Raw genomic sequence first — 12607 nt, 5'->3', positions numbered from 1 at the left:
ATGCGAGAGGGCGGGGACCGGTTCCACGTGGCGACGAGCGTCAGCGACCACGTGGTCGACGTGCGGGCGGTCGGCGAGATCGACATCGCCACCGTGGGGGCCTTGCGGGCCGCGCTCTGGGCGGCGCCGGCGCGGCCGGTGCTGCGGCTCGACCTGTCCGGCGTGCGGCTGCTCTCCGCCGCCGGGGTGCGCGCGTTGGTCGCCGCGCACCTGCGGGTCCGGGCCCGCGGTGGCGAGCTGGTGCTGGTCGATCCCGATCCCGTGGTCGCCCGGGTGCTGCGCGCCACCGGCCTGCACCGGGTGCTGCCGGTGCGCGAGTCGGCCCACGACCCGGCCGGCGATTCGGCGCGGGAGCTCTGCGCGGCGGCCTGACCGGCCGGACGCCGCGGGGCCGCCGGCGTGCGGCCGACCGCCCCGCGCACGGTCTGCGGGTCAGCGCACGCCGACCAGGTCCACCACGAAGACCAGGGTCTCGTTCGGCTTGATCACGCCACCGGCGCCGCGGGCGCCGTAGCCCAGGTGCGGCGGGATGGTCAGCCGGCGCCGGCCGCCGACCTTCATGCCGACCACGCCCTGGTCCCAGCCGGCGATGACCTGGCCGCCGCCGAGCGGGAACTCGAACGTGTCACCCCGGTTGTACGACGCGTCGAACTCGCGGCCGGTCGAGTGGGCCACGCCCACGTAGTGCACGCTGGCCAGCTGGCCGGGGCGGGCCTCCGGGCCGTCGCCGACCGTGATGTCCTCGATGACGAGATCGGCGGGCGGCGCGCCCTCGATCGGGCCAACCTCGGGCTTCTCCATGAGCGGGTCTCCTCGGTGCTGACAAGTGCGGTCCCCGTCGATCCTGCCGGATCGCGGCCGGCCGATACGCGTCGGTCCCCGCCGCGGCGTGGCGGCGGGGACCGGTGGGTGGCACGGGAGTGGCGGGCGCCGCCTCTCGGTGACGCCCGCCCGGTGGCTACCGCCCGCGGTGACCTCACTTCAGCCAGGGCAGCCGCGCGACGAGGGGGAGCCTCGCCCACGCCCGGCCGAGGCCGAGGGTGTCACCGGCGTTGACCAGGGCCAGGCCGGCCACCAGGCCCGCGTAGACGAGGTGGTCGTCCATGAACGGGTTGTTCTCGGGGGGCAGCACGGCCGTCCACATCATCAGCAGCAGGAGCCCGCCGGCGACCGCGGCGACCCGGGTGCCGATGCCGAGCAGCAGGGCCACGCCGATGCCGAGCAGGCCGAGCATGAACAGCCAGTCCGCCCACGCCGCGCCGGCGATCTCCCGGTAGAACCCCTGGAACGGGCCGGCCGCGCCGAAGGTCAGGAACCCCTTGGTCGGGCTGCCGCCGTTGATCCAGGCGGCCTTCGCCGCGGTCTCGTGGCCGAGGCCGAACATCTTGTCGAGGAAGGCCCAGAGGAACGTCCAGCCCAGGGCGATCCGGAGTCCGGCGAAGACGTACCGGGTGGCCTTCTGGCGGGTGGTCTCGGCGTCCCGGGTGGTCTCGGCCGCCGGAGCGATGGTGTCGGCGGTGATCCGCTCGATCGTCGCGGTCATGGTCTCCACGTCCCTTCCTGTGCCTCGCACCGCGCTTCCCGGTGGCATCTTCATTCCACCTCCGTCCGGCGGTGCGGGTCAGGGCCGACCGGTGCCCTCCGGACCGGGACCTTGGTCCTCTCCCGACCCGGTCCGGTCGGCCCGGCGCGGCTCAGGTGGCCGTGGCGAGCTGGGTGGCGAGCAGGGCGGGTGCCTCGGCGAGCGAGGGCCCGTACCAGGTGAGGTGCCGGCCGGAGACCAGCGCGGCCGGCACACCGGGGAAGGCCTCCGGCCCGTCGTCGGCGGTGAACCGGTAGGGCTCGTCGGGCAGCACCACCAGCTCCGGCGCCCGGGCGCGCAGCTCGTCGAGGGCGGGCCGGGGGTAGCGCTCGGGGTGGTCGGCGTACCGGTTGGTGACGCCGAGCCGGCGGAGCACGTCACCGGCGAAGGTGTCCCGGCCGAGCACCACCCAGGGGCGCCGCCAGACCGGCACCACGGCCGCGCGCGGCGTCGCCGGTGCGGGCGGCGCGGCCCAGGCCCGGCGGGCGGCCCGCAGCCAGTCCGGCTCGCCGGCCACGCCCAGCGCGGCGACCAGCTCGCCGAGCTGGGTCAGCGCCTCCGGCACGGTACGGGGAAAGGTCACCCGCACCGGCACGCCGGCCGCCCGCAGGGCGTCCGCGTCGGCGAGGCGGTTCTCCTCCTCGTTGAGCAGCACGAGGTCGGGCCGCAGCGCGCGCACCCGGTCCAGGTCGGGGTACTTGCTCCCGCCCACCCGGGCGACGTCCAGCCCGGCCGGGTGGGTGCACCAGTCCGTGGCGCCCACGAGCACCTCGGGGCGGGTCAGCGCGACCGCCTCGGTCAACGACGGCACCAGCGACACCACGCGCACGGCGGCTCCCTCCCTCGTCCCGGCCCATCGTCGCCCATGGAGGGTCGTCGGTGGCGGGGTCAGGGACGGCCGGCCCGTCCACCAGCGCTGTCACGTCGAGGTGGGCGGGGCGGCACCCGACCGTGGCGGCGAACCGGCGTACCGCCGCGTCGACGTGCGCCCGGGCCGCGCCGACTCCGGCGGTCGGGGCCAGGCGCACCTCCACCCACACGTCCGGCCCGGTGACCGGGCCGGTCAGCACCACCCGGGCCCGGTGGATCCCGGGCGCCCGCAGCAGGTCGCGCTCCAGCGCGCCGGCCAGCACCCCGCTCGCCACCCGGGTCCGCCCGGCTCCGTCGCCGCGCCACGCGAGCGTGCCGCCGAGCCGGTGCGGCACCCGCAGCCCGGCGGCGAGCAGCCGTTGCCCGAGCAGGACGAGCAGCAGCCCGCCGACCGCCACCGCGAGGGCGCTCCACGGCGCGCCGGCCCGCCACCAGCTCAGCGGTCCGGCCCCGAGCAGCGGCAGAGCGCCGCCGGGCAGCCGGCCCGCCCCGACCGCCGAGGCCGTGCCGCCGGCCGCCACGAGCACCAGGGCGAGCACCGTCCACAGCAGCCGGTGGGCGGCGTTGCTCACGGCGCCCGCCGGGCGGGGACGAGCCGTACCTCGATGGGGCCGCGGCGGGGGGCGGTCAACCGGTCCAGCTCCCGGCGCAGCGCGAACTCCACGTCGGCCCGGGCCGCCGGGTCGCCGGTGGCGGTCACCCGGGGCCGCCACGCGTCGCCGCGCCGGCGGACGCGGACCCGGGCTCGGCGCACGCTCGGCACCGACCGGACCGCCCGGGCCAGCCGCCGCTCCACCGAGCGGCGGTGCAGGTGCCAGCCGTCGTCGTCGGCGAGCCGCAGCCGGACCGGCCGCCAGCGGCGCAGTTCGGCGCCGAGCACCAGCAGGCCGAGCAGGGTGGCGGCGGCGGCGATCCCGCGTACCGGGGCGTCCCGCCAGCGGACCGAGGTCAGCGTGGCCGACCAGCCGGCCGGCAGGGGCCCGGGGCGGTCCAGCGCGGCGAGCAGGCCCGCGGCGGCCACCAGCACCCCGCCGGCCAGCAACGCCACGGCGAGCAGCAGGGTGGCGACGCGGTTCACCGTGCGCACGGCACGCTCCGCTCACCGGCGCCGTTCACGTCGCCTCCCGCGCGTCCGCGCCGGAACCGTCCCGCCCGGCCCCCGGGCTCGGCGGCTCGCCGGGCAGGCGCAGGCCGACCACCGTGACGGTGACCGCCTCGACGGTCAGCCCGGTGTGCGCCTCGATCCGGGCGGCGACCCGGCGGCGGACCGTCTCGGCCACGCCCGCCAGCGGGGTGCCGTGCGTGACCACCAGGTCCAGGTCGACCCGGACGGCGGCGCCGTCGACGCGGGCCACGGCCACCGGGTCACTGACGGCCGGGGTACGCCGCGCCGCCTCCTCGGCGAGCCCGGCCGTCCGCTCCTCCGGCCAGGTGACCGGGGCGGTGGCGCGCCGGGGCAGGGTGCCGGTCATCGCGGGTACGCCTCAGCGTCGCCGGCCCGCGCCGGCCCGGTCGGCGAGCCCCGGCACGCTCACGTCCCCCTCGCGTACCCGGACCAGCAGCCACCCGACCAGGCCGGCCAGGGTGGCGGCGGCGGCCGCCCCGGCGCCGCCCAGCGCCCAGACCGCGACCACCAGGAAGCCGGCCAGGAAGCCGAACTGCCCGTGCGTCATGCCCCACCCCCGCTCCGTCGCGACCGACCGGACCGGCGGGGCGTACCCGTTTCCGGGCCGCGCAGTCCTCCGGTCGCGGCGGTCAGCCCGCCCCGGCGGGGACGGCCACGCGCTCCGAGGGCAGGGACGCCACGGGTACGCCCTCCCGCACCGCCCACTCCACCGCGTGCCGCAGCTCGGCGACGGGCAGCGGCCGCCGGGCGGTCACGGTGACCGCCGCGTGCACCGCGTACGCGACGAACGGGTACGAGTGGGCCAACCCGCCCACCGCCTCGCGCAGCCGGCCCACCACGGCGAGCGCCGCCGCCTCGTCCCGCCCGGGCAGGATCAGCTGGAACTCGTTGTCGGCGAGGCGGACCGCCCGGTCGACCGGGGTCAGCACGCTGGTGACGGCGGTGAGAAGAGCCTGACCCTCCCGGGCCGCGCCACGCCGGCCGAAGCGTTCCGGCGCGCCGGCCGGCTCGTCCACCCGCAGGCCCACGAGCGCCACCGGCAGGGTGCCCGAGGCGGTCACCCCGTCGACGCCGGTCCACCGGCGCAGGCCCGGCTCGTCGAGCAGGGCGTCCGCCGGCTCGACCGGGTGCGCCCGCTCGCCCCGCCGGGCCAGCAGCCGCAGCGCCGCCTCGGCGCGAGGCTCGCCCGGTGCGGCCGGGATGTCCCGGACCCGGGCCACCGCCTGCTCGAGCCCGGCCCGCGCCGGGCCGGGCAGCCGCTCGGCGAGCCGCCCGCACAGCCGGAGCACGTCGTGCAGCGCCTCGTCCCGGCGGAAGCCCCAGCGCCCGTCGAACAGGCGGCCGGCCTCCAGGGTCTCCGCGGGCGCCACCTCCGCCCGGTCGTACGCCACCAGACTCGCCCCGAAACGCGGCGTCAGCGCCACCACGCTCCACTCCCGGGCCAGGTCCTCGGTCTCCTTCAGCACCACGGGGTACGCCCCGGCGGGCAGGTCCGGCGGCGGCCCGCCGACCATCCCGACCACGGTGACCGCGGCCCGGGCGGCGATCCGCCGGTAGACCGCGCGTTCCCGGGCGAAGTACGGCAGCCGCTGGAAGAGGGCGAACACGACCAGCGGCCCGTCCTCGGCCTCGGCCAGCGCGGCCCGTTCGATGGCGTGGGAGACGGCGACGAGACTGCGTTTGGTCAGCCGCTCCGGGCTCCGTCCGCTGTGCACCCGGCCGAGCCTAGAGGCCCGGACCCCGGTGCGCACCCGACGACGGGCCGGGATCCGTGGCCGGCCGGCGCGCGGCCCACTCCGCGCGGGGCAGCGCGTATTCCACCTCGCCGTGCTCCGAGCCGGGGATCGCCTCCGGCCAGTCCTGGTGGAACGTCCGCCGGTACGCCAGCCCGGCCTTCGCCATCACCCGCCGCGACCCGGCGTTGACCGCCATGGTGGTCGCCACCACCCGCTCCACGCCGAGCGCCGTGAAGCCGTGGTCGACCAGCGCCCGCGCGCCCTCGGTGGCGTACCCGGCTCCCCAGGCGTCCCGGCGCAGCCGGTAGCCCAGCTCCACCTCGCGCGGGTCGCCGTCGCGCAGCGGCCGGAACTCGAACCAGCCGAGGAAGGCGCCGTCGGCCCGCCGCTCCGCCGCCCACCACCCCAGCCCGGGCGGCCGGCGGTACGCGGCCAGCATGGTGGGCAGCACCCGGTCGCGGACCTCGTCGGCCGGGGTGGGCCGGCCCCCGGTCAGGTAGCGCATCACCGCCGGATCGCCGTCCAGCTCGGTCAGGAGCGGGACGTCCTCCGGGGTGAACTCGCGCAGCACCAGCCGTCCGGTGGTCAGGAAGATCGCCACGGGGCCGATTCCACCGGGCCCGGCCGGTCCGGGCAACCGGATTCCGCCGCACCGCCGAGGCGCCCGCCATGATCGACGCCCTAGACTCGGGCGTCGACGGACCGACGGATGGAACGGGCGAGATGACGAGCACCGGCAGCGTGGCCACCTCCTGGCTGCGTCCGATCCCGCCCGGGGTCGCGCCGCAGCTCAACCGCGCCGGCCAGGTCGGCTATCCGGCCCGGCGGCTCGGCGAGCTGGTGCAGGGCCGGCCGCCCGGTGTCACCGGGCACCAGTGGAGCACCGCCGGGCGCGAGGGCCTCGACCAGGTGGTCTGCGCCGCCGACACCGGCCTGCCGCTGTTCGCCGTGCAGTTCGCCCCGCCCGCGCCGGCCGGGTCGCCGGCCCGCCGGGCCGAGCGGATGACCAGCGCCGTCTGCGCCGCCGTCGGGCTGCCGCTGCTGCGGGTCGAGTCGTCGACGCTGCGCGGCGCCGAGCACTCCCGCCGCCTCGTCGAGTACGTCATCGACGCGCGCGCCTACGCCGCCGGCACCGACCCGGACAGCGCCGAGGCCGTCGGGTTCCGGGACATCGTCGGCCGCCTCCCCGACGGCCGGAGCGGGCCGGTCAACGACCTCGGTGCGCTGACCCGGGCCGCCGCCGTCGAGGCCTACGTGGAGCGCCGGCTCGCCGACCCGATCGTCCGCGGGCTGCACGTGCGGTGGACGGACGGCCCGGCCGAGGGCTGGAGCTGGGTCGAGGTGCGGCCCGGGCGGTGCCTGGTCGAGCGGGTGCACCTGGTCGCCCAGCGCTTCTCCTGTGGGGTGGACCCGGGCCGGCTCGCCGAGGACCTGGCCGCCGTGGCGATCGGCGAGCGGCTGCGCGATCTGGACGCCACCGCACCGTCCGTGGTGGACCGTGACGAGGTGCGCGGGCAGATCCGCCGGCTGGCCGCCCGGCGTGCCGAGTTCGACGGCGGCTTCGCCTTCGACCACCTCTGCGCCGACTGACCCGGCGTCGCGCGGCCGCCGTCCGGCCGCACCGAAAGTCTCCTCGAATTCTCCCGATCCCCGGTTGAACCTTCGCCGCCCTCGCTCCGTACCTAAGCGGGAATGGACGCAGATCTTCCCCGCCGCGCCGGACGGCGCGGGGACGGTGCGGAAAGGGCATCGTCGGTCATCGACGTGCGACCGGAACGTCGCAGTGATCCTCACCCCGAAATCCATCGGTCCGCCGGGGTCACCAGTCAGCTACCGGATCGAGAAGGAGAGCAATTCGATGCGCAGGTCCACACGGGCGCGCCGGTCATCCGGTAACGCGCGGAGCAAGCGTCTGCTGGCCGTGGTCGGCACGCTCGCGGTCTTCGGCGGAATCGTCGCCGTCACCCAGATCTCGTCCGCCCAGGACCGGCGGACCACCGTCCGTACCGCCTCGGCGTCCTGTGTGGCGGCGAGCCCGGGGGCGACCGCGCCGGACGGTCGCGGCAGCACCACCCGGACCTGGCAGAACGGTCGCTGGGTGCGCAACCACTGGGGTGACGGGCAGATGTCGTCCGCCGAGTGCCAGCAGACCAAGGGCGGCGGCGCGGGCGCCGCGAAACCGACCGTGGCCTGCCCGGACGTGCGGAGCAAGCTGCCGGAGGTGCCCCAGCAGGCGCGCGCCGAGGTGGACCGCAATCTCGCCCTGCTGGACAGCCAGATCGCCGAGGCCAACCGGCGGCTGGCGGCCGACGGCGCCCGCAACGGCGACTTCGTGAACAACGCGATCCTGCGGCCGCTCGCCGACAAGCGGACCGCGACGTTGAACCGGATCGCGACGGCCATCGGCCGCGTCGCCGACCGCCCCGAGGGCCTGGATCAGCTGGCCCAGTGCGCCCTCGCCGACAACGCCCAGAACGGCGGCCAGAACGGCGGCCAGAACGGCGGCCAGAACGGGGGTCAGAACGGCGGGCAGACCGGCGGGAACAACAACGGCGGCCAGACCGGCGGGAACAACAACGGCGGCCAGACCGGCGGGAATAACGGCGGCCAGACCGGCGGGAACAACGGTGGCCAGACCGGCGGCAACAATGGTGGCAACAACGGCGGCAACAACGGTCTCGAGGTGCTCGCCAAGGACTGCTCCAACAGCCAACTCCAGGCGCACGACGGTTTCCAGAACGGCAACCGTTGCGTGAGCACGGCGTTCGGTGAGGTCGGCGCGGCCGCCAACAACCCCTCGCTGCTCATCACGCAGTTCCCGAACCGGGTCCAGCGCAACCAGCCGTTCACCCTCCGGGTCAGCACCCGGAACCTGGTGCGCGACCGCTTCCTCGCCGCCGGCCAGGGTGGCTACTACCTGGAGAGCTCGCTGCTCAACGACCAGGGCCTGGTCCGCGGACACTTCCACACCGCCTGCCGGATGCTGCAGACCACCCAGGCGGCACCGTCGAATCCGCAGGACGTTCCGGCGTTCTTCGTGGCGACCGAGGACGGCGGCGGTGGCAACCAGGCCGACCAGGTGACCATCCAGGTTCCCGGTCTGCCCCAGTCGGGCCTCGCGCAGTGCGCGGTCTGGGCCGGTGACGGCTCGCACCGCATCCCCATGATGGAGCGGGCCAACCAGACCCCCGCCTTCGACGCGGTGCGGATCCGGGTCAACTGAGCACCGACGGCCGGAGCCGCCCGGGGGCACGCCCGGGCGGCTCCGGCCGTTCCGCGCGCCTACCGGGTCGCCGACCTCAGCGTTTGGCTGCCGGCCCCGACGCGTCGCCGACCTTCCAGCGGGCCAGGTCGGTGCAGTGCACGACCGTGGCGTCGTCGGGGACCGGGGCGGTGGGGCCCGTGCCGATGGCGGCCTCGGCGCGCCGCACGCGGCGGACGACCTCGTCCGGCCCGCCGGCGGCGAGCAGGTCCAGCACGCCGGGCCAGTCGGTCACGCCGTAGGGGCTGACGAGGCGGCTCGCGCCGTTGCTGAGCAGCGCGACCCCGGCCAGGCCGGGCAGGGGCCGGCTGCCGGTCACCGCCTCCTCCGCCGCGTGCGGGTCGTCCTTGGCGATCCAGTACCCGCCCGGCCGGTTCCGGCGGGCGCGCAGCGCCCGGGCGCAGGCGGCCCGGACGCGGTCGTACCCGGGTGTGCCCTCGGGAACGCCGGCCAGGGGCGCGGAACAGGCGCGCCGGGCGGCCACCTCCCGCCCGTCGGTGACGACCCGCGGGCCGCCGCCGGTCTGGTCGAGGACCAGGAAGGAGTCCGCGAGCAGGAGGTGATCGAGGCGGCCCCGGCGGGCGCGGACGATCGCCACGGTCGCCTGCGGGCTGCCGGGGTCCGCGATGTCGCAGGTGCCGCCGTGCTCCGTGGCGATCTCGGCGATGGCGGCGGCGAGGATCGCCGCCAGGTCCCGGCCGTCGTCGCGCGACAGCCGGCCGAGCAGCGCGCCGCCGAGGCGGTGCGTGTACCAGGCGACACCGTGGGAGCAGAGCGACTCCGTGCCCGGGATGCCGGCGCCGTCGAGCAGGACCGCGGCGCCGGGGACGGCGCCGGCGAAGTCCTCGTTCGGCCGGCCGGCCGTGCCGGCGCTGGTCGCCATGCTGACGCGCACCGTCGACCTCCCCGGTCCGGGATCGTCGGCCGCCGGGAGGGCCGACGCGGGCTGAAGTTCGCTGCCGGGAATCCCCGCCCGGCTGAAATTTGTTAACGCCGGGAAAAGCCGATCGGGGCCACACCGATTTCTCAGCGTGACCCCGGGATGCCCGACGGTGAACCGGGAGGGCTCAGCGGTTCTTGTAGGCCTCGACCACCGACACCGGGATGCGACCCCGCTCGGAAATCTCGTAGCCGTTCTTGGTGGCCCATTCCCGGATGGCGCGGTTCTGCTCGCGATCCATTCCCGAGGTGCCCGGGCGGGCCGCGCCACGCGGCGCCCGACCGGCCTCCACCGGACCGCGCCCGATCCGCCGGCCAGCGCTGATGTACGGGTCCAGCGCCTTGCGCAGGACACCCGCGTTCTCGTCGGAGACGTCGATCGTGTACGCCACGCCGTCCAGGCTGAACTCGACGGTCCGATCGGCCTTTCCGCCGTCGAGGTCGTCGGTCAGAACAGTGATTACTTTCCTTGCCATCGCCATTACTCCCTGTGTCGGGCGGGGTGTGGCTATGAGTTTGACGTATCTCGCGGCAATTTCGCAACAATACCCGTCCTTCGCCATTCGGCGGGTCGGGCTTTTCCCGGGACGGCAAATGGGCGTTGGCCCGCGGCGGCGACTTCGGCGGCACCAGGGAGTGGCGTGGGTCACAAGCCGGAACAAGGGAGACGGTTTGTTACTTGAGTCAGACACGCTCAACCCAACGCGATAGCAGGTGTTCGATGGCAACTCTTCCGGTACTTCCCTTGACCGACGCCGTCCTGCTGCCGGGCATGGTCATCCCGGTGACCCTCGACCCGACCACCCAGGCCGCCGTCGACGCGGCCCGCGCCACCGGCGACAAGACGCTGCTCGCCGTGCCCCGCCTCGACGGCGAGTACGGCTCGGTGGGCGTGATCGCCACCATCGAGAAGGTGGGACGGCTGCCCAGTGGCGAGCCGGCCGCCGTGGTCCGTGGCCTCGCCCGGGCCCGGATCGGCTCCGGCGTGCCCGGACCGGGCGCCGCCCTCTGGGTCGAGGCGACCGCCCTCGACGAACCCGCCCCGGCCGGCCGGGCCCGGGAACTCGCCCGCGAGTACCGCGCGCTGATGACCTCGGTCCTCCAGGAGCGCGGGGCTTGGCAGGTCATCGACGCCATGGAGCGGATGACCGATCTCTCCGAGCTGGCCGACGCGGCCGGCTACGCGCCCTGGCTGACCCTGGCGCAGAAGACCGAGCTGCTCGCCGCCCCGGACGTCACGGCCCGGCTGGAGCTGCTGGTCGGCTGGGTGAGGGACCACCTGGCCGAGCAGGAGGTCACCGAGCGGATCAACAACGACGTCCGTGAGGGGCTGGAGAAGTCGCAGCGCGAGTTCCTGCTCCGCCAGCAGCTCGCCGCGATCCGCAAGGAACTCGGCGAGGACGAGCCGGACGGCTCCGCCGACTACCGCTCCCGCGTGGAGTCGGCCGACCTGCCCGAGAAGGTCCGGGAGGCGGCCCTGCGCGAGGTCGGCAAGCTGGAGCGGGCCAGCGACGCCTCGCCCGAGGCGGGCTGGATCCGGACCTGGCTCGACACCGTCCTCGAGATGCCGTGGAGCACGCGTACCGAGGACAACACCGACCTGGCCGCGGCGCGCGCGGTGCTGGACGCCGACCACGCCGGCCTGGCCGACGTGAAGGACCGCATCCTGGAGTACCTGGCGGTGCGCAACCGCCGCGCCGAGCGCAACCTCGGCGTGGTCGGTGGCCGCGGCTCCGGCGCGGTGCTCGCCCTGGGCGGCCCGCCCGGCGTCGGCAAGACCAGCCTCGGCGAGTCCGTCGCGCGGGCGCTCGGCCGCAACTTCGTCCGGGTGTCGCTCGGCGGCGTCCGCGACGAGGCGGAGATCCGGGGCCACCGGCGCACCTACGTCGGCGCGCTGCCCGGCCGGATCGTCCGTGCGCTGCGCGAGGCCGGTTCCATGAACCCGGTGGTGCTCCTCGACGAGGTCGACAAGCTGGCCGTCGGCTACTCCGGCGACCCGGCCGCGGCCCTGCTGGAGGTGCTCGACCCGGCGCAGAACCACACCTTCCGGGACCACTACCTGGAGGTCGACCTCGACCTGTCCGACGTGCTGTTCCTGGCGACCGCCAACGTGGTGGAGAGCATCCCCGGCCCGCTGCTGGACCGGATGGAGCTGGTCACCCTGGACGGCTACACCGAGGACGAGAAGGTGGCCATCGCCCGGGACCACCTGCTGCCCCGGCAGCGGGAGCGGGCCGGGCTGACCGCCGAGGAGGTCACGGTCGCCGACGGCGCGCTGGCGCTGATCGCAGGTGAGTACACGCGGGAGGCCGGCGTCCGGCAGCTCGAACGGGCCCTCGCGAAGATCCTGCGCAAGGTCACCGTGGCGCTGGCGTCTGACCCGACGCCGGTCCGCGTCGACACCGACAACCTCGCCCGCTACCTGGGCCGGCCCAAGTTCACCCCGGAGTCGGCGGAGCGGACGGCGGTGCCCGGCGTGGCCACCGGCCTGGCGGTCACCGGCGCCGGCGGCGACGTGCTCTTCATCGAGGCCACCAGCATGGAGGGCGAGCCGGGGCTGACCCTGACCGGTCAGCTCGGCGACGTGATGAAGGAGTCGGCGCACATCGCGCTGTCCTACCTGCGCTCCAACGGGCGACGCCTCGGCATCGACCCGAACGCCCTCGCCGGGCGGCGGATCCACGTGCACTTCCCGGCGGGTGCGGTGCCCAAGGACGGCCCGAGCGCCGGCATCACCATGGTGACCGCGCTGGCGTCGCTGGTGACCGGCCGGCCCGTCCGTCCGGAGTTCGGGATGACCGGCGAGGTGACCCTCTCCGGCCGGGTGCTGCCCATCGGCGGGGTTAAGCAGAAGCTGCTCGCCGCCCACCGGGCCGGCCTGACCGAGGTGATCATCCCGAAGCGCAACGAGCCGGACCTGGACGACCTGCCCGCCGAGGTCCGCGAGGCGCTGACCGTCCACACCCTCGCCGACGTCGCCGACGTGCTCGCCCTGGCGCTGCGCCCGGCCGACGTCGACGCGGAGACCCTGGGCGGCCAGCCGCTCGCCGCGGCCTGACCACCCGACACGCCGAGGCCCCCGGTCCACCCGG

Annotated in this window: 14 protein-coding genes; 4 read left to right on the top strand and 10 right to left on the bottom strand. The window is 75.9% G+C overall.

Annotated features, from left to right (window positions below; genetic code table 11):
- A complete protein-coding gene (locus tag GA0070214_RS03065; protein ID WP_091258730.1) occupies positions 1-372 on the top strand; it encodes an STAS domain-containing protein in 372 nt (123 codons plus the stop codon).
- Between the two features lie 60 nt (positions 373-432).
- Here GA0070214_RS03065 and GA0070214_RS03060 read toward each other — a convergent pair whose 3' ends face one another.
- The 8 genes from GA0070214_RS03060 to GA0070214_RS03025 all read right to left on the bottom strand — a co-directional run bounded on the left by GA0070214_RS03060 (position 433) and on the right by GA0070214_RS03025 (position 5915).
- Positions 433-801, bottom strand: coding sequence for an FKBP-type peptidyl-prolyl cis-trans isomerase (locus tag GA0070214_RS03060; RefSeq protein WP_091258728.1), 369 nt, complete (start codon positions 799-801; stop codon positions 433-435).
- A 175-nt stretch (positions 802-976) separates the two neighbouring features.
- A complete protein-coding gene (locus GA0070214_RS03055; protein WP_208602624.1) occupies positions 977-1552 on the bottom strand; it encodes a DoxX family membrane protein in 576 nt (191 codons plus the stop codon).
- A gap of 142 nt (positions 1553-1694) precedes the next feature.
- Positions 1695-2411: a helical backbone metal receptor gene (locus GA0070214_RS03050; RefSeq protein WP_091258725.1), complete on the bottom strand. Its 717-nt coding sequence runs from the start codon at positions 2409-2411 to the stop codon at positions 1695-1697.
- A 609-nt stretch (positions 2412-3020) separates the two neighbouring features.
- A complete protein-coding gene (locus tag GA0070214_RS03045; protein WP_091258723.1) occupies positions 3021-3539 on the bottom strand; it encodes a hypothetical protein in 519 nt (172 codons plus the stop codon).
- A 25-nt stretch (positions 3540-3564) separates the two neighbouring features.
- Complete coding sequence (locus GA0070214_RS03040; protein ID WP_091258721.1) at positions 3565-3924, bottom strand: Asp23/Gls24 family envelope stress response protein; 360 nt, start codon at positions 3922-3924, stop codon at positions 3565-3567.
- A 12-nt stretch (positions 3925-3936) separates the two neighbouring features.
- Positions 3937-4125, bottom strand: coding sequence for a hypothetical protein (locus tag GA0070214_RS03035; RefSeq protein WP_091258719.1), 189 nt, complete (start codon positions 4123-4125; stop codon positions 3937-3939).
- A gap of 82 nt (positions 4126-4207) precedes the next feature.
- Positions 4208-5293: a DICT sensory domain-containing protein gene (locus tag GA0070214_RS03030; protein ID WP_091259850.1), complete on the bottom strand. Its 1086-nt coding sequence runs from the start codon at positions 5291-5293 to the stop codon at positions 4208-4210.
- Between the two features lie 10 nt (positions 5294-5303).
- Positions 5304-5915: a GNAT family N-acetyltransferase gene (locus GA0070214_RS03025; RefSeq protein ID WP_091258717.1), complete on the bottom strand. Its 612-nt coding sequence runs from the start codon at positions 5913-5915 to the stop codon at positions 5304-5306.
- A gap of 122 nt (positions 5916-6037) precedes the next feature.
- Here GA0070214_RS03025 and GA0070214_RS03020 point away from each other — a divergent pair, with 122 nt between their 5' ends.
- Together GA0070214_RS03020 and GA0070214_RS32065 are read left to right on the top strand one after the other, a co-directional pair.
- Positions 6038-6904, top strand: a complete 867-nt coding sequence (locus GA0070214_RS03020; RefSeq protein ID WP_091258715.1) for a DUF2726 domain-containing protein — start codon at positions 6038-6040, stop codon at positions 6902-6904.
- Positions 6905-7172: 268 nt separating this feature from the next.
- Positions 7173-8537 (top strand): hypothetical protein, encoded by a 1365-nt coding sequence (locus GA0070214_RS32065; RefSeq protein WP_208602623.1) that lies wholly within the window; start codon positions 7173-7175, stop codon positions 8535-8537.
- Between the two features lie 76 nt (positions 8538-8613).
- Here GA0070214_RS32065 and GA0070214_RS03010 read toward each other — a convergent pair whose 3' ends face one another.
- The gene (locus GA0070214_RS03010) at positions 8614-9471 is read right to left on the bottom strand and encodes a hypothetical protein (protein ID WP_244167520.1); all 858 of its coding nucleotides are present in this window, start codon (positions 9469-9471) and stop codon (positions 8614-8616) included.
- A 172-nt stretch (positions 9472-9643) separates the two neighbouring features.
- Positions 9644-9991, bottom strand: coding sequence for a histone-like nucleoid-structuring protein Lsr2 (locus tag GA0070214_RS03005; protein WP_091259848.1), 348 nt, complete (start codon positions 9989-9991; stop codon positions 9644-9646).
- Positions 9992-10236: 245 nt separating this feature from the next.
- Between GA0070214_RS03005 and lon the strand changes: the two genes are divergently transcribed.
- Positions 10237-12573: an endopeptidase La gene (lon, locus tag GA0070214_RS03000; RefSeq protein WP_091258712.1), complete on the top strand. Its 2337-nt coding sequence runs from the start codon at positions 10237-10239 to the stop codon at positions 12571-12573.
- Positions 12574-12607: the final 34 nt, after the last annotated feature.

This window comes from Micromonospora chaiyaphumensis, assembly GCF_900091435.1.
In the GTDB taxonomy this organism is placed as follows: domain Bacteria; phylum Actinomycetota; class Actinomycetes; order Mycobacteriales; family Micromonosporaceae; genus Micromonospora; species Micromonospora chaiyaphumensis.
The sequence above is the reverse complement of the archived record's forward strand: the minus strand, read 5'-3'. Positions and strand labels throughout refer to the sequence as shown.

Excerpts from the sequence above, each read along its gene's own strand:
- GA0070214_RS03065 (WP_091258730.1), top strand. The coding sequence starts at position 1 with ATGCGAGAGGGCGGGGACCGGTTCCACGTGGCGACGAGCGTCAGCGAC.
- GA0070214_RS03060 (WP_091258728.1), bottom strand. The coding sequence starts at position 801 with ATGGAGAAGCCCGAGGTTGGCCCGATCGAGGGCGCGCCGCCCGCCGAT.
- GA0070214_RS03040 (WP_091258721.1), bottom strand. The coding sequence starts at position 3,924 with ATGACCGGCACCCTGCCCCGGCGCGCCACCGCCCCGGTCACCTGGCCG.
- GA0070214_RS03035 (WP_091258719.1), bottom strand. The coding sequence starts at position 4,125 with ATGACGCACGGGCAGTTCGGCTTCCTGGCCGGCTTCCTGGTGGTCGCG.
- GA0070214_RS03020 (WP_091258715.1), top strand. The coding sequence starts at position 6,038 with ATGACGAGCACCGGCAGCGTGGCCACCTCCTGGCTGCGTCCGATCCCG.
- GA0070214_RS32065 (WP_208602623.1), top strand. The coding sequence starts at position 7,173 with ATGCGCAGGTCCACACGGGCGCGCCGGTCATCCGGTAACGCGCGGAGC.
- GA0070214_RS03005 (WP_091259848.1), bottom strand. The coding sequence starts at position 9,991 with ATGGCAAGGAAAGTAATCACTGTTCTGACCGACGACCTCGACGGCGGA.
- lon (WP_091258712.1), top strand. The coding sequence starts at position 10,237 with ATGGCAACTCTTCCGGTACTTCCCTTGACCGACGCCGTCCTGCTGCCG.